At 74.7% G+C, this 20,726-nt stretch carries 18 protein-coding genes and 1 tRNA gene; 7 read left to right on the top strand and 12 right to left on the bottom strand.

Going from position 1 to position 20,726, the window contains the following annotated elements:
- The first annotated feature begins 65 nt into the window (after nucleotides 1–65).
- On the top strand, nucleotides 66–2,027 hold the full coding sequence (locus tag ABD944_RS26695) for an ABC transporter ATP-binding protein (RefSeq protein ID WP_378187739.1): 1,962 nt from the start codon (nucleotides 66–68) through the stop codon (nucleotides 2,025–2,027).
- Between the two features lie 7 nt (nucleotides 2,028–2,034).
- Here the strand turns inward: ABD944_RS26695 and ABD944_RS26700 are convergent, their stop codons facing one another.
- The gene (locus ABD944_RS26700) at nucleotides 2,035–3,006 is read right to left on the bottom strand and encodes a sulfotransferase (protein WP_345181100.1); all 972 of its coding nucleotides are present in this window, start codon (nucleotides 3,004–3,006) and stop codon (nucleotides 2,035–2,037) included.
- A gap of 141 nt (nucleotides 3,007–3,147) precedes the next feature.
- Here ABD944_RS26700 and ABD944_RS26705 point away from each other — a divergent pair, with 141 nt between their 5' ends.
- From ABD944_RS26705 to ABD944_RS26720, 4 genes are all read left to right on the top strand, one after another.
- Nucleotides 3,148–3,915, top strand: coding sequence for an SIR2 family NAD-dependent protein deacylase (locus ABD944_RS26705; RefSeq protein ID WP_345181102.1), 768 nt, complete (start codon nucleotides 3,148–3,150; stop codon nucleotides 3,913–3,915).
- Nucleotides 3,916–4,003: 88 nt separating this feature from the next.
- Nucleotides 4,004–5,158 carry a S66 peptidase family protein gene (locus ABD944_RS26710; RefSeq protein WP_345181104.1) on the top strand — a complete coding sequence of 385 codons (1,155 nt, stop codon included), beginning with the start codon at nucleotides 4,004–4,006 and terminating at the stop codon, nucleotides 5,156–5,158.
- Nucleotides 5,155–6,045 (top strand): hypothetical protein, encoded by an 891-nt coding sequence (locus ABD944_RS26715; protein WP_345181106.1) that lies wholly within the window; start codon nucleotides 5,155–5,157, stop codon nucleotides 6,043–6,045. Before ABD944_RS26710 ends, ABD944_RS26715 begins: the two co-directional genes overlap by 4 nt.
- Entirely contained in the window at nucleotides 6,045–7,172 is a 1,128-nt protein-coding gene (locus tag ABD944_RS26720) for a glycerate kinase (RefSeq protein WP_345181108.1), read from the top strand. Before ABD944_RS26715 ends, ABD944_RS26720 begins: the two co-directional genes overlap by 1 nt.
- Here the strand turns inward: ABD944_RS26720 and yczE are convergent.
- The gene (gene yczE, locus ABD944_RS26725; RefSeq protein ID WP_345181111.1) at nucleotides 7,169–7,801 is read right to left on the bottom strand and encodes a membrane protein YczE; all 633 of its coding nucleotides are present in this window, start codon (nucleotides 7,799–7,801) and stop codon (nucleotides 7,169–7,171) included. The two genes, ABD944_RS26720 and yczE, sit on opposite strands and share 4 nt — an antisense overlap.
- Nucleotides 7,802–7,895: 94 nt before the next feature.
- Here yczE and yczR point away from each other — a divergent pair, with 94 nt between their 5' ends.
- On the top strand, nucleotides 7,896–9,380 hold the full coding sequence (yczR, locus tag ABD944_RS26730; RefSeq protein ID WP_345181113.1) for a MocR-like transcription factor YczR: 1,485 nt from the start codon (nucleotides 7,896–7,898) through the stop codon (nucleotides 9,378–9,380).
- A 28-nt stretch (nucleotides 9,381–9,408) separates the two neighbouring features.
- Here the strand turns inward: yczR and ABD944_RS26735 are convergent, their stop codons facing one another.
- Complete coding sequence (locus tag ABD944_RS26735) at nucleotides 9,409–9,843, bottom strand: CBS domain-containing protein (protein WP_345181116.1); 435 nt, start codon at nucleotides 9,841–9,843, stop codon at nucleotides 9,409–9,411.
- A 197-nt stretch (nucleotides 9,844–10,040) separates the two neighbouring features.
- On the opposite strand from ABD944_RS26735, the gene ABD944_RS26740 reads away from it, so the two are divergent.
- Entirely contained in the window at nucleotides 10,041–11,489 is a 1,449-nt protein-coding gene (locus ABD944_RS26740) for an MFS transporter (RefSeq protein WP_345181118.1), read from the top strand.
- A gap of 32 nt (nucleotides 11,490–11,521) precedes the next feature.
- Here the strand turns inward: ABD944_RS26740 and ABD944_RS26745 are convergent, their stop codons facing one another.
- The 9 genes from ABD944_RS26745 to ABD944_RS26785 form a co-directional block, all read right to left on the bottom strand.
- Nucleotides 11,522–13,135: a phytoene desaturase family protein gene (locus tag ABD944_RS26745; RefSeq protein WP_345181120.1), complete on the bottom strand. Its 1,614-nt coding sequence runs from the start codon at nucleotides 13,133–13,135 to the stop codon at nucleotides 11,522–11,524.
- A 51-nt stretch (nucleotides 13,136–13,186) separates the two neighbouring features.
- Nucleotides 13,187–14,956, bottom strand: coding sequence for an SDR family oxidoreductase (locus ABD944_RS26750; protein WP_345181122.1), 1,770 nt, complete (start codon nucleotides 14,954–14,956; stop codon nucleotides 13,187–13,189).
- Nucleotides 14,953–15,798 carry a M24 family metallopeptidase gene (locus ABD944_RS26755; protein ID WP_378187584.1) on the bottom strand — a complete coding sequence of 282 codons (846 nt, stop codon included), beginning with the start codon at nucleotides 15,796–15,798 and terminating at the stop codon, nucleotides 14,953–14,955. Before ABD944_RS26755 ends, ABD944_RS26750 begins: the two co-directional genes overlap by 4 nt.
- Nucleotides 15,799–15,904: 106 nt before the next feature.
- Nucleotides 15,905–16,837 (bottom strand): metal-dependent hydrolase, encoded by a 933-nt coding sequence (locus ABD944_RS26760; RefSeq protein ID WP_345181125.1) that lies wholly within the window; start codon nucleotides 16,835–16,837, stop codon nucleotides 15,905–15,907.
- Between the two features lie 161 nt (nucleotides 16,838–16,998).
- Nucleotides 16,999–17,811, bottom strand: a complete 813-nt coding sequence (gene fdhD, locus ABD944_RS26765) for a formate dehydrogenase accessory sulfurtransferase FdhD (RefSeq protein ID WP_345181128.1) — start codon at nucleotides 17,809–17,811, stop codon at nucleotides 16,999–17,001.
- A 66-nt stretch (nucleotides 17,812–17,877) separates the two neighbouring features.
- Entirely contained in the window at nucleotides 17,878–18,504 is a 627-nt protein-coding gene (locus tag ABD944_RS26770) for a trimeric intracellular cation channel family protein (RefSeq protein ID WP_345181130.1), read from the bottom strand.
- Nucleotides 18,501–18,692 (bottom strand): DUF3099 domain-containing protein, encoded by a 192-nt coding sequence (locus tag ABD944_RS26775; protein WP_345181133.1) that lies wholly within the window; start codon nucleotides 18,690–18,692, stop codon nucleotides 18,501–18,503. Before ABD944_RS26775 ends, ABD944_RS26770 begins: the two co-directional genes overlap by 4 nt.
- A gap of 49 nt (nucleotides 18,693–18,741) precedes the next feature.
- A tRNA-Sec gene (locus ABD944_RS26780) sits at nucleotides 18,742–18,837 on the bottom strand.
- Nucleotides 18,838–18,847: 10 nt separating this feature from the next.
- Nucleotides 18,848–20,689, bottom strand: a complete 1,842-nt coding sequence (locus ABD944_RS26785; protein WP_345181135.1) for an AMP-dependent synthetase/ligase — start codon at nucleotides 20,687–20,689, stop codon at nucleotides 18,848–18,850.
- Nucleotides 20,690–20,726 lie beyond the last annotated feature (37 nt).

Genomic DNA, 20,726 nt, shown 5'->3' on the forward strand with positions numbered 1-20,726 from the left:
TACTGAGATGCTTACTTGATTACGTACTTGATATACGTCGACGTCTACCGGAGGCGCTCGTGGGAATGCCGGGAATGTCGGGCAACGGCTGGCAGGTGATGGCGTCCTTCCGCAAGGACAGCTCCGTCACCCGGCAGAAGCTGGCGCCCGGCACGGTGGGGCGGATCGCGGGCTACGCCCGGCCCTACGTCCGCGAGCTGGTGGTCTTCCTCACGCTGAACTCGCTGGCCGCGGTGATCGTCGTCGCCAACCCGCTGCTGCTCAAGGGGATCATCGACCGCGGCATCGTGCCGGGCCGCTCCGACGTCGTGCTCTGGCTCGCCGCCGCCGTCGCCGGGCTCGCCCTGGTGGAGGCCGTGCTCGGCCTCGCGCAGCGCTGGTACTCGGCGCGCATCGGCGAGGGGCTCATCTACGACCTGCGCAGCCAGGTGTTCGCGCACGTCCAGCGGCAGCCCGTCGCGTTCTTCATGCGGGCGCAGACGGGCTCGCTCGTCAGCCGCCTCAACAACGACGTCATCGGCGCGCAGCGCGCCCTCACCACCACCCTGTCGTCGGTGGTGTCCAACGTGATCAGCCTGGTCCTGGTGCTGGTGACGATGCTCATCCTGTCCTGGCAGGTCACGGTGATCGCGCTGCTGCTGCTCCCGATCTTCATCCTGCCGGCCAAGTGGGTCGGCAGGCGGCTGCAGCGGGTCAGCCGCGAGCAGATGGTGCTGGACGCCGAGATGGGCTCGCTGATGACCGAGCGGTTCAACGTCGCCGGGGCCATGCTCGCCAAGCTCTACGGGCGTCCGGCCGAAGAGGAGGAGAACTTCTCCGGCCGCGCCGCCCGCGTCCGCGACGTCGGCATCGTCGCCGCCATGTACGGGCGGGTCTTCTTCACCGCGCTGACCCTGGTCGCCGCGCTGGCCACCGCCATGGTCTACGGCGTCGGCGGCTACCTGGTGGTGGACGGCAGCTTCCAGCTCGGCACGCTCGTCGCGCTCGCCACCCTGCTGACCCGGATGTACGGGCCGCTGACCGCCCTGTCCAACGTGCACGTGGACGTGATGACCGCGCTCGTCAGCTTCGACCGCGTGTTCGAGGTGCTCGACCTGAAGCCGCTGGTCCGCGACCGCGACGGCGCCCGGGAGCTGGCCGAGGCCCGTGCGCCGTCCGCCAACGGCTCGGGCCCGGCGTTGTCGAAGGCGCCGTCGATCGAGTTCGACCACGTCCGGTTCGCCTACCCGTCGGCGGACGAGGTCTCGCTCGCCTCGCTGGAGTCGATCGCCCGCACCGACACCGCGCCCGGCCGCGAGGTGCTGCACGACGTCGACTTCACCGCCGCGCCGGGGCAGCTGGTCGCGCTCGTCGGGCCGTCCGGCGCGGGCAAGTCGACGATCACGCACCTGGTGTCGCGGCTGTACGACGTGTCCGCCGGCGCGGTCCGGATCGGCGGCGTCGACGTCCGCGACGTCACGCTCGAATCGCTGCGCGCCGAGATCGGCGTCGTCAGCCAGGACGCGCACCTGTTCCACGACTCGATCCGCGAGAACATGCGCTACGCCCGCCCGGACGCCTCCGACGAGGAGATCCTCGCCGCGCTGGAGGCCGCGCACATCGGCGGCCTCGTCGCCGAGATGCCCGAGGGCCTGGACACCGTCGTCGGCGACCGCGGCTACCGGCTGTCGGGCGGGGAGAAGCAGCGGCTCGCGATCGCCCGGCTGCTGCTCAAGGCCCCGGCGGTGGTCGTCCTCGACGAGGCGACCGCGCACCTGGACTCCGAGTCCGAGGCGGCCGTCCAGCGGGCCCTGCGCACCGCCCTCGCGGGCCGGACGTCGCTGGTGATCGCGCACCGGCTGTCCACGATCCGGGAGGCCGACCAGATCCTCGTGGTCGACGGCGGCCGGGTCGCCGAGCGCGGCCGGCACGAGGAGCTGCTGCTGGAGGGCGGCCTGTACGCCGAGCTCTACCGCACGCAGTTCTCGCACCAGCGCGACCAGGGCCCCGAGGAGGAGCGGCGGGCCGAGCCGCTCGGGGCCGAGTAGCGGCCGCTCAGGCCTCGGAGCCGAGCGGGTAGCCGAGCCGCCGCAGCTCGGTTCCCGCGACCTTCTCGACCTGCGCGGCCTGCCGCGGGGTGAGGCGCTCGCGCCACACCCCGACGCCCGGTTCGGCGGCGTCGCGCGCCCCGGCCCGCACCAGCCCCGTCAGCGCCGACTTCGACAGCGGCGCGTCCAGGTACTCCGCCAGTTCGGCGCCGACGCGGCGCGGCCGGGCCACCAGCTCCTCGTAGCGGACCGTGGCCAGCTGCTCCTCGGGGACCTGGAGGCGGAGCCTCGCGCTCAGCCGCACCGACCCCCGCCACCGCATGGCGCACTTCACGGCGGCCGCCGCGCGCGGCCACCGGCTCCGGTCCGTGTGGTCCTCGACGCCGAAGAACGGGTTGGGGAACACCGTGTCGAGGTTGGCCAGGCCCGGCTTGAACCAGGCCAGGCAGCGCTCGTCGGCCAGCATGTCGGCGACCACGTCCCGGCCGTCCCGGATCACCTGGACGAGCTGGGCGTCGGGGAAGGCGTCCAGCAGCACGTCGGCGCTGTAGATCAGGTCGGGGGAGGCGTCGGCGTACCGGGCGAGCCCCTGCGCCTGCACGCACGGGCCGGGCGGCTCCGGGACGGGGCCGGGGGCCGGACCCTCCGGCCCGCCCGGCGGGCGCGGCGGCAGCCCGCCCATCTCGCGGCACTCGTCCGGGCACTCCCCGCAGGCCCGCGCCGACACCTGCCACGCCTGCGCGTAGGCGTCACGCAGGACGCGGGCGGCGCCCTCCCCGCGCTCGGCGATCGAGGGCTGGCGGGCGAAGGCGTAGGTAACGCGCAGGACGTCCGGCCGGCCCGTGGTCAGGTGGAAGCCGGGGGAGCGCTTGACCGCGCGCGCCAGCAGCTCCGCACCCGAGTGCGGCGCGCCCAGGATGAACACCGGGCGGCGGACCTTGGTGCCGTTGATCACCAGGATGTGCGGCGTCGACCTCATAACCGGGCCAAGTTTGTCACCTTTTGAGGGCCGGTCGGTCCGTGACCCTCCGTAAGGACCCGCCCGATACCCATCCGTTAACCGGCGCGGCCCCTCCCTTCACCGGGACGGGCCGCGCGGCGCTGGTCCTACCATGGTGCGGTGGACGCTCCCCGCACGCTGGCCCGCCTCCTGCCGGAGGCCGAGGCGATCACGGTGCTCACCGGCGCCGGCATCTCGACCGACAGCGGGATCCCCGACTTCCGCGGTCCGAACGGCGTCTGGACGCGCGACCCGTCGGCGGAGGCGATGTCCACGATCGGCTCCTACCTCGCCGATCCCGAGGTGCGGCGCCGCGCCTGGCGGGCCCGGCGCGACGCCCCCGTCTGGGAGGCCGAGCCGAACGCCGCGCACGCCGCGCTGGTCGAGCTGGAGCGGGCCGGACGGCTCCGCGCCCTGATCACCCAGAACATCGACGGCCTGCACCAGCGCGCCGGATCCTCCGAGCGCGCCGTCATCGAGATCCACGGGACCGCGCGCGAGGCCGTGTGCCTGTCCTGCGGGCTGCGCACCCCGATGCCGGAGATCATCGCGCGCGTCGAGGCCGGGGAGGCCGACCCGCTCTGCGCCGAGTGCGGCGGCATCCAGAAGTCCGCGACGATCTCCTTCGGCCAGGCCCTGGACCAGGACGTCCTCGACGCGGCGATCACCGCCGCGCGGTCCTGCGACCTGTTCCTGGCGGTCGGCACCTCGCTCACCGTGCAGCCCGCCGCCGGGCTGTGCCTGGAGGCGGTCGACCACGGCGCCCGGCTGGTGATCATCAACGCGGAGGAGACCCCGTACGATGGGCTGGCCGACGCGGTGCTGCGCCGGCCGATCGGCGAGACGCTGCCGCGCCTGGCCGGCCTCGCGCTCGGCACGGGGCGATGATCTGTTGGCGGGTCGTGACCGGTCGCCCCTTCCACTGGGGTCCGGATCCTGACAAGCTCTATCCGTCGCGGTGCGAGGAGGGATCGGGTTGAACAGCGGGGGCGCCCGCGCGGTGGCGGCCCACGGGTCGCCGGACGCGCCCGCCGTCGGCACGCCCGGCGGTGCGGAGCACGCGCGGAAGGCCCGCAGGTACGCGAGGTTGCGGCCCGGCGACCGCGTCGCGGTGGTCGCGCCCAGCGGCCCCGCCGACCCCGCGCGGCTGGAGGCGGGCTGCGCCGTCCTGCGCGACCTCGGCCTTGACGTCGTGGTCGGCAAGCACGCCCTCGACCGTGTCAACCTGGGCCCGGCGGGCCCGGTGCGCGGCGACTGGCACCGGCTGGCCGGAACCGACGCCGACCGCGCCGCCGACCTGCAGGCCGCCTGGTGCGACCCGCGGGTCCGCGCGGTGGTCTGCGCGCGGGGCGGCTACGGCGCCACCCGCGTCCTCGACCGTCTCGACTGGGACGCCCTGCGCGCCGCGACCGAGGCGTCCGCCGCCACCGGCGGCGGGCCGAAGATCCTGCACGGCTCCAGCGACATCACCGCGCTGCACGGCGCTTTTGGAACGCGCCTGCGGATCACGACGTCCTTCGGCCCCATGCCCGCGGGAGTGATCGCCGATCTCGACCCGGCGGCGCAGGACGCCTCCCTGGAGTCCCTGCGCACCGCCCTGTTCGGCGGCGCCGCGACGTCGTCCGCGGCGTCATCGGGCTCGGCGCCCGCCGTGCTGCCCGGCACGCGCACGCTGCGGCCCGGGCGCGCGGAGGGCCCGCTGACCGGCGGCACCCTCTCGCTCCTGGCGGCGGTGCTCGGCACCCCGTACGCGCCGCCGCCCGCCGCGGGCCGCGTCGTCTTCCTGGAGGACGTGACCGAGGCGCCGTACCGGATCGACCGGATGCTCGTCCAGCTCCTCCAGGCCGGCTGGTTCGACGGCGCCGCCGGGTTCGCGCTCGGCTCCTGGAAGGACTGCGGCGACCCCGCCGAGCTCGACGCGGTGTTCGCCGCAAGGCTCGGCCCGCTCGGCGTCCCGATCCTCGCCGGCCTCTCCGCCGGGCACGGGCCGCGCCAGCACACCCTGGAGCTCGGCGCCCCCGCCGTGCTCCACGCCCCGGCCCCGCCGGGCCACGACCCCGCACATCCGCACCCCGCCGTGCCGGACACCGGCGCGCTCACCCTCGAAGCGCCCCCGGGAGGTGCGCGATGAGCGGCCGCCACGCCCGTCCCGATCCGTGGGACGACGGGACCCTCGATTCCCTGCTCGTCCTCGTGGCCGAGAGCCTCGGCTACCGGTGCAGCCGGGTGCCGGGCGAGATCATGCTGCTGGAGGGCGCCAACAGGCTGCACGTCAGCCTGCGCGACCTGCGGCAGCTCGCGCGGCTGGTGCCGCGCGACGACTGGCCCGCGCTGGTCTCCGACCACGTGACCACGATCGTCACGGCGATCGAGGAGCCGCTGGACCTCAGCGACTTCGACCTCGCCCAGCACCTGCTGCGCACCCGCATCTACCCCGCGGAGGCCGACAACGGGGTGCTCGCGGCCCGGCCGTTCGCGCCCGGCCTGATCGAGGTGGTGGTGGTCGACACGCCCACCACCGTCCGGACGGTCACCACCGAGGAGATGGGCGGCTGGCCGGTGTCGGGCGACGCGCTGTTCATGCTCGGCCGCGCCAACGTCCGCGCCGACGGCCCGCTCCAGATGGACGAGCAGGACCTCGGCGGCGTCCGCGTCTCCGTCCTGCACGGCTGGACGTTCTACGCCGTCACGCACCTGGCGTGGCTGGAGGAGTACCTGCCGATCGGCCCGTACGGCGCGCTGGTCATCGCGCCCAACCGCAGCCTCATCGTCGCCCACCCGCTCCGGATCACCGAAGGCCACCCGAGGGCGCGCTACCGCGAGGCCGTGGCGGCGGCGACCGAGCTCCAGGCGCAGGCGCACCGCGCCTACGAGGAGGGTCCCGGCTCGCTCAGCCCCTCCCTGTACTGGTGGCGCGCCGGCGAGCTGACCTGCCTGGAGACCCGTTACGAGGGAGACACGCTGGTCCTGCCCGAGGAGTTCGCCTCCGTGATCGCGACGCTGGCGGCGGAGCGCTGATGAAGGTCGTCATCGCCCCCGACTCGTTCAAGGGAAGCCTGTCCGCCGCCCAGGTGTGCGCCGCCGTCGAGGCGGGCGTCCTGCGCGCCGCGCCCGACGCGCGGGTCGCCGCCGTGCCGATGGCCGACGGCGGCGAGGGCACCCTCGACTGCTTCCTCAGCGCCCGCGGCGGCGACGCGGTCGAGGTCGCCGCCACCGACCCGGTGGGGCGCCCGGTCAAGGCGCGCTACGCGCTGTCGGGCGACGGGCGCTCGGCGGTGGTGGAGCTTGCCGCGGCGTCCGGGCTGCCGCTGGTCGAGGACGTCCCGCCCGACCCGATGAACGCCGGCACCGCCGGCACCGGCGAGCTGATCGCCGACGCGGTGCGGCGCGGCGCCCGCGACGTGCTGGTCTGCATCGGCGGCAGCGCCAGCACCGACGGCGGCGCCGGGCTGCTGCGCGCCCTCGGCGTCCGCTTCCTGGACGCCGCCGGCGGGGAGCTGCCGCCGGGCGGAGCAGCGCTCGCCCAGCTGGCGTCGATCGACGACTCCGGGGTGCCGGACGAGGTCCGCGCGACCCGGTTCCGGGTGGCCTGCGACGTGACCAACCCGCTCGTCGGGCCGGACGGCGCCGCCGCCGTGTTCGGCCCGCAGAAGGGCGCGTCCCCCGGCCAGGTCGCCGATCTCGACGCCGCCCTCGCCGTCTTCGCCGACGTGGTCGCCGCGCGCGGCGGCCCTCGCGTGCACGACCTGCCCGGGGCCGGTGCGGCGGGCGGCACCTGCGGCGGGCTCGTCGGCCTGCTCGGCGCCGAGCCGTCCGGCGGCGCCCTCCTGGTCGCCGAGGCCGTCGGCCTGCCCGCCGCGCTCGACGGCGCCGACCTCGTCGTCACGGGCGAGGGACGGGTGGACGGGCAGAGCGCCGGCGGCAAGGTGGTCTCCGCGGTCGCGTCGCTCGCCCGGGACCGCGGCGTCCCGTGCGTCGCCCTGGCCGGCGGCGTCACCGGCCCGCTGGAGGAGCTGCACGCGCTCGGCCTGACCGCCGCGTTCAGCCTCGCCGACGGCCCCCGCACCCTGGAGGAGCTGAAGGCGGGGGCCGCGCCCCTGCTCACCGCCGTCGCCGAGCAGGCGGTCCGCCTGTTCCGCGGCTAGCAGGCGCCTGCGGGTTCGGGTTCTGGTTCGGGCGCCGGTGCGGGCGTGCGGGCCCCCACGGTCAGCCGGGGCAGCAGGACGTGCGTCAGGGGTCCGATCGCCACCGCGTAGAGGACCGTTCCAACACCGACCGTGCCGCCGAGCAGCCAGCCGACGGCCAGCACGGCCAGCTCGATCGTCGTCCGGACCACCCGGATCGAGTGGCCGCGCGCCGCGAGCCCCGTCATCAGCCCGTCCCGGGGGCCCGGGCCGAGGCCGGCGCCGATGTAGCAGCCGGTGGCGAAGCCGCCCACCAGCACGGCGGCGATCAGGAAGGCCCAGCGTCCGGCGAGCGCGCCGGGGGCGGGCAGCAGCCACAGGAACAGGTCGGCGAAGACGCCGACGAGGACGACGTTGCTGACGGTCCCGATGCCGGGCCGCTGCCGCATCGGGATCCACGCGAGCATCACGACCGCGCCCGCGATGATGATCCACGCGCCCATCGACAGGCCGAAGCGCCGTGAGAGCCCCTGGTGGAAGACGTCCCAGGGGTCGTTGCCCAGCCCGGACGACACCTGGAGGGCGATTCCGAGCCCGTACAAGGCCAATCCAACGTAGAGCTGCACCAGGCGGCGCACCATCAAGGCCATTTCGAGCTTCCCCTCCGCTGCCGGCCATCGTTTCGGACCACCTTGCCCCCGAGTGGACTGGAATCGGTAGAGCCAATGTGCGAAAGTGGCCCGTATGAGCACGCGCTACGTGAGCGGCCCGCACCTGGCCCGGCTGCTCGGGGACGTCTCGGGCGAGCGCCCCGTCTACGCGGCGGTGGCCCGGTCGCTGCGCGCCCTCGTCCTGGACGGCAGGCTCGCGCTGCGCACGCGGCTGCCCGCCGAACGCGACCTGGCCGCCGCCCTCGGCGTCAGCCGCACCACCGTGACGACCGCCTACGACCGGCTCCGCGACGAGGGCTACGTCCAGAGCCGGCAGGGCGCGGGAAGCTGGACGGCGCTGCCGCCGGTGCGCATGTCGTCGGCCGAGCCGCCCGGCGCGCCCGACGGCGGGGCCGTCCCCGCCGGCCACCGGTACGGCATGGCCCACCCCGCACCGGACGACCCGTCGTTCATCGACCTCGGCTGCGCCACCCCCGGCGCCCCCGCCATCTTCGAGGAGGCCGTCGCCGCCGCCGTCGACGAGCTGCCCCGCTACAGCTCCGGCCCCGGCTACGAGCCCGCGGGGCTGGCGAGCCTGCGGCAGGTCATCGCGGACGGCTACACCGCGCGCGGCGTCGCGACCCGCGCCGACCAGATCGTCGTCACCACCGGCGCGCAGCACGCGTTCACGCTGCTGACCCAGCTGCTGGTGGAGCCGGGCGACGCCGTGATGGTCGAGCGCCCCACCTACCCGCACGCGCTCGGCGCGCTGCGCCGCCGCGGGGCCCGGCTCGTCCCCGTCGGCGTCAACGAGGGCTGGGACGTCGAGCTCGCCGCCGGCGCCATGCGGCAGGCCGCCGCCCGGATGGCGTACCTGATCCCCGACTTCCAGAACCCGACCGGGTACGTGATGGGGGCGGGCGACCGGGCCGGGATGGTCGACGCGGCGCGGCGCGCGGACGCGTTCCTCGTCGCCGACGAGACCTTCGCCGAGCTCGCCCACGACCCCGACGCGCCGCGCGAGCCGCCGCTGGCCTCCTTCGACGCGGGCGGCCGGGTCGTCACGATCGGCTCGGCCTCCAAGCTGCTGTGGGGCGGGCTGCGGATCGGGTGGATCCGCGCCACCGCCCCGCTGGCCCGCCGCCTCGTGCTGGCCCGCGAGCCCCTCGACATGGCGAGCCCCGTCCTGGACCAGCTGATCGTCCGGGAGCTGCTGCTGCGGGTGGAGGAGGTCCGCGCCGAGCGCGCCGAGAGCCTGCTGCGCGGCCGCGACGCGCTCGCCGCGGCGCTGCGCGAGCTGCTGCCGGGCTGGGAGTTCCGGCTCCCGGACGGGGGGATGTCGTTGTGGGCGAGGATCGGCGCGCCGATCGCCTCCCGGCTCGCCGAGGCGTCAGAGCGGCTCGGCGTCCGCGTCGTCGCGGGCCCGGTGTTCGGGGCGGACGGCGTGCTGGAGGACTACGTGCGCCTCCCGTACGTGCTGCCGCCGGACACGCTACGCCTGGCGGTGCGGCGGCTGGCCCTCGCCCAGCGCGAGGCCGAGGCGGCGCCGGCGGCCCGGCCGCTGCCCGCCTACGTCTGACCGGGCCCGGCGCCGCGTCGGGCGGGCGTCAGGGAGCGCGCTGGATGTAGTCGACCAGGTGCTCGCGCTCGCTCTCCAGCTCGTCGATGGCGCTCTTGACGACGTCGCCGATGCTGACGATCCCGACGAGCCGGCCGTCCTCGACGACGGGCACGTGCCGGAACCGGTGCTCGGTCATGGCGCGGCGGAGGTCGTCCACCTGGTCGCCGGGGCCGCAGGTGCGGACCTCGGCGGTCATGATCTGCGAGACGGGGTGGTCGAGCAGCGCCGCGCCGTGCTCGTGCAGGCGCCGTACCACGTCCCGCTCGGACACGATGCCGGCGATCGAGGCGCCGTCGGGCGAGACCACCGCCGCCCCGATGTTGTGCTCCGCCAGGACGGCGAGGAGCTCTCGCACGGTGGCGTCGGGCCGCACCGTGGCCACCGCGTCTCCCTTCCTCCGCAGGATGTCGCGAATCCGCATGCCTCACGCTCCGGTGCCGGTTTCGGACCCGGGGGACGGCGGCCGCCGGGGGCGGGGGCCGCTGGCCGGGCCTTGGTCCTGCCAAAATCGCATGTTCCGGCTCCCAGCGAAACCCCCGGTCCGTGAACCCTTCCGGTCAGGCGACGGCATAAGGGCGGCATAAAAGCCGTAGATCGGGAACCAAGGGATGCATGTCGATGACGGCGGAACGAACCATCGAAACGGATATCCCGGCCCGGCTCGACCGGTTGCCGTGGTCACGCTGGCACTGGACGGTCCTGGTCGGCCTCGGCGCGGTCTGGATCCTGGACGGCCTGGAGGTGACCGTCGTCGGCGTCATCGGCCCGCGGCTCACCGACGCCTCCGGAGGGCTCGGGCTCACCGACGGGCAGGTCGGGCTGGCCGCGTCCATCTACGTGATCGGCGCCTGCCTGGGCGCCCTGTTCTTCGGGCATCTGACCGACCGGTTCGGGCGCAAGAAGCTCTTCATCGCCACGCTCGCGCTGTACCTGGCGGCGACGGTCGCGACCGCGTTCTCGTTCAACCCGATGTGGTTCTACGCCTGCCGGTTCCTCACGGGGGCCGGCATCGGCGGCGAGTACGCCGCCATCAACTCGGCCATCGACGAGCTGATCCCGGCGCGGGTGCGGGGCCGGGTGGACGTGGTGGTGAACGGCTCGTTCTGGATCGGGACGTCCATCGCGGCGGCGCTGTCGATCCCGGTGCTGAACGGCGACCTCGTCCCCGAGGACCTCGGCTGGCGGGCCCTGTTCGCTCTCGGCGCCCTCCTCGGCCTCGGCGTGCTGTTCGTCCGCCGGATGGTCCCGGAGAGCCCGCGCTGGCTGTTCATCCACGGGCGGGAGGACGAGGCCGAGCGCGTGGTGGGCGGCATCGAACGGGAGATCACCGAGGAGACCGGCGAGCCGCTGGAGGACCCCCGGCAGAGCATCCGGGTCCGGCAGCGCCGCGTCGTCTCGTTCGGGGAGATCGTCTCGACGGCGGTGCGGCGCTACCCGCGCCGGACGGTTCTCGGCCTCTCCCTCTTCATCGGGCAGGCGTTCCTCTACAACGCCGTCTACTTCACCTACGCGCTCGTGCTCAGCACGTTCTTCGACGTCCCCGACGCCAAGGTCGGCTACTACCTGATCCCGATCGGCATCGGCAACTTCCTGGGCGCGTTCTTCCTCGGCAAGCTGTTCGACACGGTCGGCCGCAGGACGATGGTCACGGCGTCCTACGTGGTCTCCGGCGTGCTGCTGATCGGCACGGGGCTGCTGTTCCGCGCGGATCTGCTCGACGCCTGGACGCTGACGGCCTGCTGGTGCGCGGTGTTCTTCTTCGCCTCCGCCGGCGCGTCGTCGGCCTACCTCACGGTCAGCGAGATCTTCCCGATGGAGACCCGGGCGATGGCGATCGCCGCGTTCTACGCGGTCGGGACGGGCCTCGGCGGCGTGATCGGGCCGGCGCTGTTCGGCCGCCTGGTGGAGACCGAGAAGGTGGCGAACGTCGTGAACGGCTACTACCTCGGCGCGGGGCTGATGATCGCCGCGGGGCTGGTGGAGCTGGCCATCGGCGTCGAGGCCGCGCAGCGCTCCCTGGAGGACGTGGCGGAGCCGCTCTCGGCGGAGAAGGCCGCGACCGCCTGACACACCCGCCCTGTCGCGCCTCCTCCCCCCGGTCAGGGGGCGAGGAGGCGCGAAAGCGCGCCGAGCGCCGGGGTGAGCAGGCGCCCCGCAGGACCGGCGTGGGCCAGGGCGGCGCGGGCCGCGTTGGCGCCGCACGCGCCGTGCACGCCGCCGCCCGGGTGAGCGGAGGCCGACGCCAGGTACAGGCCCGCGACCGGTGTCTCGGGGCGCCCGAGGCCGGGAACGGGCCGGAACACCAGTTGCTGGTGGAGCATCGCGGTGCCGCCGTTGAGCGCGCCGCCGCGCAGGTTGGCGTCGTGGTCCTGGAACGCGGGCGGCGCGGTGACGCGGCGGCCGAGGACGCGGGAGCGGAAGCCCGGGGCGAGGCGTTCGACGACGTCCTCGAGGCGGCGCGCCATGGCGTCGCGCTCGCGCTCGTCCCAGGCGCCGGTGATGCCGTCCGGCCCGGCGTCGGCCTTCACCCGGTGGGGGACGTGGGTGTACGCCCAGACCGACTCGGTTCCGGCGGGGGAGCGGGCGGGGTCGGCGGTCGTCATCTGGCCGAGGAGCGCGAAGGGCTCGGACGGGACGCGCCCGGTGGCGAGCTGCGCGCTGTAGTCGGTCATCGCGTCCAGGCCGGGGGACAGGTGGACGGTCCCGGCGCGCCCGGCGCCGTCCGCCGCCCACGGGATCGGCCCGGAGAGCGCCCAGTCCACCTTGAAGGTCGCGTGGTCCCAGACGAAGCGGCGCATGTCGGCGCGCAGGGAGGCCGGCAGGTCGGACCAGCCGACCAGGCCGCCGTAGAGGGCGGGGGCCGACACGTCGGCGAGGACGGCCCTCGCGGCGCGCACCGGTTCGCCCGACGCGGTGCGGACGCCGAGCGCGCGCCCGTCCCGCACGACGACCGAGGCGACCGGGGTGTCGCAGCGGACGCGCCCGCCGCGCGACTCCAGCCGCCGCACGAGCGCCGCCGTCAGCTCGCCCGCGCCGCCCTCGGGGACCGGCCACCCGTGCCGCTGCCCGGCCATGGCGAGCAGCCAGCCGAACAGCGACCCGGCGGTCGACTCGGGGAACATGTCGGTGTGCAGCGTCGACCCGGCGAGCAGCAGCGGGCCGCCGGGGCCGGCGAACTCCTGCTCCCCGAGCGTGCGGACGGGGGCCAGCAGCGTGCGGACGGCGCGGAGCCCGCCCGCCCGGCGCGCGGACGCCAGCAGCGGCAGCGCGGCCCGCACCGGCGGGAACGGGCCGAGCAGGGCGCGCAGGACGTCCTCTCCCATCTCGTCCCACAGGCGGCAGAGGCGCAGCCACGCCTCGCCGTCGCCCGCGCCGAGCGCGTCGAGGCCCGCGGCGGTCGCGTCGCGGTCGCGCTCCAGGACGGCGCAGCGCCCGTCCGGGAGCGGGTGGGCGAGGACGGCGGGCGCGTGCCGCCAGCGCAGCCCGTGCCGCTCCAGCTCCAGCGCCCGCATCGCGGGCGAGGCGACTCCGAGCGGGTAGAACGCGCTGCACAGGTCGCTCACGTGGTCGGGGTGCACGCCCCGGTCGCTGCGCACCGCGCCGCCCGGTTCGGGCTGCGCTTCGAGCACCTCCACGTCCCACCCGGCGTCGGCCAGCATGTTCGCGGCGACGAGGCCGTTGTGCCCCGCGCCGACGACGACGGCGTCGGCCATGCGGCATCCCTCCCGGTGATCACCTTACGGGCTCTCGCGGAGGGGCGGCGGTCAGCCCACGTCGAGCCGGGCCAGCAGCCGCATGACGCCCGGCGCCACGCGCGACCCGAGGTAGCCGAGGCGCGCCTCCGGGGTCACCGGGACGACCGCGCGGTCGCCGCGGACGGCCGCGACGATCTGCTCCGCCACGCGCTCCGGCCCGTAGCCGCGGCGCGCGTAGGCCCGCGCGACCCGCTCCCGGCTGAGCGCCTCGTCCTCCTCGCCCCGGCCGACGAAGCGGGACGTGCGGGTGATGTTGGTGTTGACGATCCCCGGGCACACGGCGCTGACCCCGATGCCCTGGCCCTTCAGCTCGGCGCGCATGCACTCCGACAGCATCAGCACGGCCGCCTTGCTGGTCGCGTAGGCGGGCAGCGCGCGGGACGGCGTGAACGCGGCGGCGGAGGAGGTGTTGACGATATGGCCGCCCTGCCCTCGCTCCACCATCTGCTCGGCGAAGAGCCGCGAGCCGTGGAGGACGCCCCACAGGTTGACGTCCAGGACTTTGCGCCAGTCGTCGGCGCTGTGCTCCAGGAACGGGCCGGCCATCCCGATCCCGGCGTTGTTGACCACGACGTCCGGCACGCCGTGCTCGTGCATGACCGCCTTGGCGAAGTCCTCCATCGCGCCGCGGTCGGACACGTCCACCTGGAAGGCGTGTGCCGCGGGGCCGAGGAGGCCGGCGAGTTCGGCGGTGCGCTCGGCGGAGGCCCGGTCGATGTCGGCGGCGACCACCTCGGCGCCGCGTTCGGCGAAGGCCAGCGCGGTCGCGCGGCCGATCCCGCTGCCCGCGCCCGTGACGACGACGAGGGAGCCGTCGAAGGACCGCCGGCCCCCGGCCACCCTGGCCCGCCTGAGCGCGCGCGACTCGGCGGCGCCGAGCGGGCCGCCCCGCACGCCCGCGATGTGCTCGCTCACCCAGCGGGCGACGACGTCGGGGTGGCTGCGGGGCACCCAGTGCCCGGCCTTGAGCGTGCGCAGCGACAGGTTCGGGACGCGTCCGGCCAGCCCGCCTACCAGGTGCGGCGAGACGAACAGGTCCTTGGTCGGGACGATGACCTGGGTCGGGACGTCCGTTCGCCGGTCGCGCGGGCGGCGCAGCCGCTGGAGCATGTTCGCCCGGTACAGCCCGACCCCCGCCGCGGCGTCGCGCGCCATGGTCCCGGCCGGGTGGCCCTGCCGGGGCGGGACGCCCTCTCCCAGCTCCAGGGCCTTGGCGAACGGCTTCGCCATCCCGGCCCGCCACAGCAGTTCCGGCAGCACCGGCGTCTGGAAGAAGTAGATGTACCAGGAGCGGAGGCCCTGCCCGGCCGCCCGCCGCAGGTTGGACGGGGTGGGGCGCGCCAGGTTCCGCCGCGTCCAGTGCGCGACGTGGTCCAGGCACGGGCCGGAGATCGAGGTGAACGAGGCGAAGCGGTCCGGCATCGTGCAGACCGCCTCCCACGCCTGGATGGAGCCCCAGTCGTGCCCCACCAGGTGCACCTTGCGCTCGGGCGCGGTCGCGTCCAGGACGGCCTCCATGTCGGCCATCAGGTACTCGAACGTGTAGCGCCTGCTCCCGCGCGGACGGGACGAGGCGCCCGCGCCGCGCACGTCGTACCGGACGACGTGGAACCGGTCGGCGAGCCGCGCCGCCACCTCGTCCCAGACGGCGTGGGTGTCGGGGTAGCCGTGGACCAGCAGGACGGTGGGGCGCGACCGGTCGCCCTGCTCGTAGACGGCGAGGTCGACGCCGTCTCCGCGGACGCGCCGCCGCGCGACGGGTGGGGCGGGGTGTGTCATGCGGTCGTCTCCCGTCGGGCCCACCGGTGCACGTGGGGCAGGTCGTCGTCGAGCCAGTGCGCGTCGTCCTCGGTGACCACGAGGATCTCCTCGAACTTCACGCCGACGCCGCGGAACCCGATGTGGGGCTCGACCGCCCACAGCCCGGGCGTCGGGGGGTGCTGGGACTGCGCGGCCCCGTTCCAGAGCGGGGAGCGCCCTTCCAGGCGCTCCTTGACCAGTTCGCGGCCGATGGTCTGGAGGAACCGTACACCGAATGGGAATCCCACGCGCTTCGGGAGGATCCCACCGATGACGCCGATCTGATGGCCGATGACGCGCCCCGGATACACGCGGTGGCGGCTGTCGTGGCCCTGGCGCTCGATGAGCGCGTCGACCTCGGCGTAGACGTCGGCGAACGTCCGCCGTTCGCGGACGAGACGCAGGATCAGCGCCCGGTAGGCGGCCAGGTCGGCGTCGAGTCGTTCCCAGATCCTGTTCTCGCCGAGGACGCCGCCGTACCCGATGTCGGCGGAGTAGCCGTCCCGCACCGGCGCCATGTCCAGGATGTAGGGCATGCCCTCCTCCAGGCGCGTCCCGCCGGGCAGGAACTGCGTGGGCAGCCGGAAGCCGCGGAAGGTCGACCGGTCGCCGAACCAGGCGAACGGGGTGTGCAGCCAGTCGTCGACGCCGCGTGCGCGCAGCCACCGGCGCATGCGGCGGCACGCCTCGCGCTCGGTCACGCCCGGTTCGAGCGTGCCGGCGACCTGCTCGGCGCACCGGTAGCACAGGCGCTGGACGGCGCGGAATCGTTCGAGCTCCGCGGCGTCGTGCACGCGGGCGAGCGCCACTTTATTGGACACAATGTTAATAAATCGCCGATCCGCCCCCGGGTCAAGTGGCTCGCGGAGTGACGCCCGCCACCGCGGAGTGCGCGGGACCGGGGCGCGGAGCGTGCCGCGGCGCGGTCTAGTAGGGGTCGTAGCCCGCGGCCCTGGCGGCGGGCGACCGCGTGAGGTAGTCCAGCGCGCGGGGCGTGGAGCAGACCTTGGAGGGGTGGTGGTCCGGCCTGAGGTAGACGGGCGCCTCGCCGAGCAGGAGCCGGAAGACGCCGGGCACGTGGCCGAGCCGCACCGACCGCCGGTAGGAGCGGTAGACGCGCAGCGGCGTCACCCTCCGCTTGATCGTCGGGTCCTGCTTGAGCAGGTAGAGCGAGCCGCCGATCAGCGCCCAGTAGAGGAAGAACAGCGACACCACCCACGCGGCGACGCGGGTCGGGTACCGGCCGCCCATGGCCGTGTAGACGTCGAAGACCACCGAGCGGTGCTCGACCTCCTCGGCGCCGTGCCAGCGCAGCAGGTCCAGCATCGTCGGGTCCACGCCGGCCTTGTCGAGCCGGTCGTTGTCCATGATCCACTGTCCGAGGACGGCGGTGTAGTGCTCGATCGAGGCGACCGCGGCCAGCTCGAAGCGCAGCCGGCGCCGCCAGGCCCGCGGATTCCGCTCCTTCAGCGCCGCCATCTGCGCGGGGCGCTCGGCGTTGCCCCGCCCCGCCGCGTCGGTGATCCTGGAGACGTCGATGCCCGCGCGCTCCAGGATCTGGTCCAGGACGCCCTGGTGGGAGCGGGCGTGCACCATCTCCTGCCCGATGAAGCCCTTGATCTCCTCCAGCAGCCGCTCGTCCCGGATGTACGGGCGGGCGTCCTTCACGCACTGGATGAACCACTTCTCGCCCTCGGGCAGGACGATGTGGAACGAGTTGATGATGTGCGTGGCGACCGGGTCGTTCGGGACCCAGTGCAGCGGGGTCCGCGACCAGTCGAAGGAGACGCGCCGCGGCTTGATCGGCGGATGGCGCTCGTCGACGGGCGCCGTGCCGCCGCTCGCCTGGGGCCTCGTCATGCGGTCCTCGCCTTCCACGCGTCCGGGCCGGCCGCGACGTGCCCCCGCGCCGCGCGTGTGCCATTGGCAGTGCAGTCAACTCCTGCGGCGCCCGTGGTTTCTTGAGACGAGGCCAACAAGTTACCGCTCGGTTTTCGGCCCGGCGTGACAAGTGGCGCCGCTCAGGGGCCGATACGCTCCGCACCCGTGTAGACGTTCATGGTCTCGCCGCGCAGGAAGCCGACGAGCGTCATCCCCGCGTCCTCGGCGAGGTCCACGGCCAGCGAGGACGGCGCCGACACCGCCGCGAGGACCGGGACGCCGGCCGTCATCGCCTTCTGCGTCAGCTCGAACGACGCGCGCCCGCTCACCATGAGGACCGTCCCGGTCAGCGGCAGCCGCCCCTGCCGCAGGGCCCACCCGATCACCTTGTCGACGGCGTTGTGGCGGCCGACGTCCTCGCGCAGGGCGAGGAGCCCGCCCTCGGCGTCGAAGAGCCCGGCGGCGTGCAGGCCGCCCGTCCGGTCGAACACCCGCTGCGCCGCGCGCAGCCGCTCCGGCATGGCCGCCAGCACGTCCGGGGTGAGCCGCACCGGGTCGCCGGCCACCTCGTAGGGCCGGTCGGTGCGCAGCGCCTCGATGCTCGACTTGCCGCACACCCCGCAGGCGCTGGTGGTGGTGAACGCCCGCGTCATGGAGTCGTCCGGCGGCGGCACGCCGGGGGAGAGCGCGACGTCCAGGGTGTTCTGCTCCGCGGTGTCGGCGCAGTACCGCATCGCCGCGATGTCGCCGGCCCGCCCGACCACGCCCTCGGCCGCCAGGAACCCGGCGACCAGGTCGAAGTCGTGCCCCGGCGTGCGCATCGTGATCGTCAGCGGTTTGCCGGCGACGCGGATCTCCAGCGGCTCCTCCGCCGCGAGCGTGTCGGGCCTGCGCACCCGGGCCCCGGACGCGCTCAGCCGAAGCACGGGCCTGCGTACGGTGATCCGCCCCATGACCGTTGACGGTACCCCGGGAACCGGCCCGAAACGAAGCCCTGGCGGGCGCGGCCGCCGCGCGGGCTAGTCGGGCACCCCGCGGGGGCGGGGCGCCCGCCACCCCTGGCGCATCGCGAGGACGCGCAACCCGAACGCCAGGGCGGCGGCGCCGGCCGTGACGGCGCCGCCGTGCAGGCCCGCGCTCTCGGCGCCCGCGGTCACGGCCGCCCCGAGCAGCGCGGGCACCGCGTACAGCTGCCGGTCGTACAGCACCGCCGGGATGCGGCCCGCCAGCACGTCCCGCAGGATGCCGCCGCCCACCGCCGTCACGATGCCGAGCAGCACCGCGTGCACCGGCGAGAGCCCGTACTCCAGCGCCTTGACCGTCCCCGTCGCGCAGAACAGCCCGAGTCCGGCCGCGTCGAACAGCAGCACCGCCGGCAGCAGCCGCGTCACCTGCGGATGCCAGAAGAACACCAGCGCCGACGCCGCCATCGGGACCAGCACGTACCCGAGGTCGGTGAACGCCGCCGGGGGGACGGCCCCGATGATCAGGTCGCGCAGGATCCCGCCGCCGAGCGCGGTGATCTCGGCCAGCACCACCATGCCGACGACGTCGAGCCGCTGCCGGACGGCCGCGAGCGCCCCCGACACGGCGAACACGAAGATCCCGGCGAGGTCCAGCAGCCACGCGGCCCCGTGGCCGCTCACCTACGGCGGTCCGTCCGGTCGATGTTCCAGTTGGCGACCACCACCGCGAACGGCGGGATCACGAGCGCCGCCACCGTCATCGCGATCGCGGCCGGGTGCGAGTACAGCCGGACCACCGCCCAGGCCAGCACGAACAGCGTGAGGCAGGTGCCCATCATGATCCCGTAGGCCAGCTTGCGACGCCTCATGCCCTCACGTTACGTCGCGCCCGCACGCCGCGGCGCGGGGCGGGGCGGGTGGCGGAGGCGTACGGGAATCGAACCCGCCGTCCCGAGATCCTCGGGACCGTCGGCTTTGAAGGCCGGGGAGGCCACCAGGCGCTCACACGCCTCCGGCGGTGATCTTAGCCGGTGTAGAGGCCGTCGATGTCGGCGGCGTACTTGGTGTGCACGACGCGGCGCTTCAGCTTGAGGGTCGGGGTGAGCTCCTCGCTCTCGGCGGTCCACTCGGCGGTGAGCAGGCGCCACCGCTTGACCTGCTGGACGCGGGCGAGCCGGGCGTTGGCGTCCTCGACGGCCCGGGCGACCTCCTCCAGGACGAGGGGGTGGTCGGCGAGGGCGGCCAGGTCGGTGGTGTCGACGCCGTGGGCGGCCGCCCAGACGGGCGCGACCTCGCCGTCGAGGGTGATGAGCGCGACGACGTAGGGGCGGCGGTCGCCGAAGGCGAGGGCCTGGCCGATGAGCGGGTGCTCCTTGAGGCGGTTCTCCACCAGGGAGGGGGAGATGTTCTCGCCGCCGGCGGTGATGATCAGTTCCTTCTTGCGGTCGACGACGGTGAGGAACCCGTCCGCGTCCAGGCGGCCGATGTCGCCGGTGTGCACCCAGCCGTCGGCGTCGATGAGGTCGGCGGTGGCGTCGGGGCGGTTCAGGTAGCCGGGGGTGCAGGTGGCGCCGCGGACGAGGATCTCGCCGTCGCCGGCGAGCCTGAGCTCGACGCCGGGGAACGGGCGGCCGACGGTGCCGAGCTTGAAGGAGTCGGCGAGGTTGGCGGTGACGGCGCCGGTCGTCTCCGTCATCCCGTAGGCGTCGAAGATCTTCAGGCCGAGCCCGGCGAAGAACCGGGCCACCTCGACGGGCAGCGGCGCGGCGGCGCTGGAGGCCTCGCGGACGCGGTCCAGGCCGAGCAGCGCGCGCATGGGGGTGAGGACGGCCCGGTCGGCCCGCTCGAAGGCCTCGGCGATCCGCGGGGTGAGGGTGTTGCCGTGCTCCTGCGCCGTGACGTACGCGCGGCCGGCGTCCAGGGCGGCGGCGACGGCCCGCTTCCTCGCCTCGTCCTGCTCGGCCGACAGCACCGCCTGGATGCCGCCCATGATCTTCTCCCAGACGCGCGGGACGCCGAAGAAGGAGTGCGGCCGCACCTCGCCGAGGATCGTCGTCAGCTGGGCCGGGTCGGGGCAGAAGTGGACGTGGGAGGCCAGCCGGACCGGCAGGTAGTAGCTCAGCACCCGGTCGGCGATGTGCGCGAACGGCAGGTAGGAGATGCCGGCGGGGTGCTCGGGCAGGACGGAGCTGCGCTCGACCATCTCCGCCTCGTGCAGCGCCATCGAGTGCGTGATCAGGACGCCCTTGGGGTCGCCGGTGGTACCGGAGGTGTACAGCAGCGTGGCGGTGTCCCCGGGCCCGACCGCCTGCCAGCGCCGGTCGATGGCGAGCGGGTCGGCGGCCAGCTCGCGGCGGCCGAGCTCGGTGAAGGCCTCCCAGCTGAGGAAGCGGTCGCCGGGCGGGCAGGCGGCGGAGTCCACCACGATGATCTTGCGCAGGTCCGGGAGGCGGTCCAGGACGGGCAGCCAGCGGCCGAGCTGGTCCGTGCCGTCCAGCACGGCGTACCTGGCCGAGCAGTCCCCGGCGACGAACGCGACCTGGTCGGGTGCGAGCGTCGCGTACACCGTGGTGGGAACGCCGCCGGCGTGCACGGCGCCGAGGTCGGCCAGCACGTGCTCGGACCGGTTCGGCATCATCAGCGCGACGACGTCGCCGGCCTCCAGGCCCAGGGCGGCGAACCCCGCGGCCGTCTCCAGCGCGCGGGTCCGCGTGTCCGCCCAGGTGAGCGTGCTCCACTCGCCGCCGGTCCGGTCGGAGTAGGCCGGCCTTCCGCCGTGCCGTGCGGCGGTCGCGGCGAGGGCGGTGCAGATCGTCTGCCCCGCGACGGCCCGGTCGAGGTCGGCCCGCTGTTCCTGGATCCCCATGTCGCCCCTCGTGGTCGGTGACCGAAGTAAGTGAAGA

Origin of the sequence: Actinomadura verrucosospora (assembly GCF_039540335.1) — a bacterium.
In the GTDB taxonomy this organism is placed as follows: Bacteria; Actinomycetota; Actinomycetes; order Streptosporangiales; family Streptosporangiaceae; genus Spirillospora; species Spirillospora verrucosospora.

Bases quoted from the DNA above. Each gene is read 5' to 3' on its own strand.
- yczE (WP_345181111.1), bottom strand. From the start codon at position 7,801: ATGGCCTTGATGGTGCGCCGCCTGGTGCAGCTCTACGTTGGATTGGCC.
- ABD944_RS26750 (WP_345181122.1), bottom strand. From the start codon at position 14,956: ATGACACACCCCGCCCCACCCGTCGCGCGGCGGCGCGTCCGCGGAGAC.
- ABD944_RS26695 (WP_378187739.1), top strand. From the start codon at position 66: ATGCCGGGAATGTCGGGCAACGGCTGGCAGGTGATGGCGTCCTTCCGC.
- ABD944_RS26740 (WP_345181118.1), top strand. From the start codon at position 10,041: ATGACGGCGGAACGAACCATCGAAACGGATATCCCGGCCCGGCTCGAC.
- fdhD (WP_345181128.1), bottom strand. From the start codon at position 17,811: ATGGGGCGGATCACCGTACGCAGGCCCGTGCTTCGGCTGAGCGCGTCC.
- ABD944_RS26735 (WP_345181116.1), bottom strand. From the start codon at position 9,843: ATGCGGATTCGCGACATCCTGCGGAGGAAGGGAGACGCGGTGGCCACG.
- ABD944_RS26715 (WP_345181106.1), top strand. From the start codon at position 5,155: ATGAGCGGCCGCCACGCCCGTCCCGATCCGTGGGACGACGGGACCCTC.
- ABD944_RS26775 (WP_345181133.1), bottom strand. From the start codon at position 18,692: ATGAGGCGTCGCAAGCTGGCCTACGGGATCATGATGGGCACCTGCCTC.
- ABD944_RS26760 (WP_345181125.1), bottom strand. From the start codon at position 16,837: ATGACGAGGCCCCAGGCGAGCGGCGGCACGGCGCCCGTCGACGAGCGC.
- ABD944_RS26745 (WP_345181120.1), bottom strand. From the start codon at position 13,135: ATGGCCGACGCCGTCGTCGTCGGCGCGGGGCACAACGGCCTCGTCGCC.
- ABD944_RS26720 (WP_345181108.1), top strand. From the start codon at position 6,045: ATGAAGGTCGTCATCGCCCCCGACTCGTTCAAGGGAAGCCTGTCCGCC.
- ABD944_RS26700 (WP_345181100.1), bottom strand. From the start codon at position 3,006: ATGAGGTCGACGCCGCACATCCTGGTGATCAACGGCACCAAGGTCCGC.
- yczR (WP_345181113.1), top strand. From the start codon at position 7,896: ATGAGCACGCGCTACGTGAGCGGCCCGCACCTGGCCCGGCTGCTCGGG.
- ABD944_RS26785 (WP_345181135.1), bottom strand. From the start codon at position 20,689: ATGGGGATCCAGGAACAGCGGGCCGACCTCGACCGGGCCGTCGCGGGG.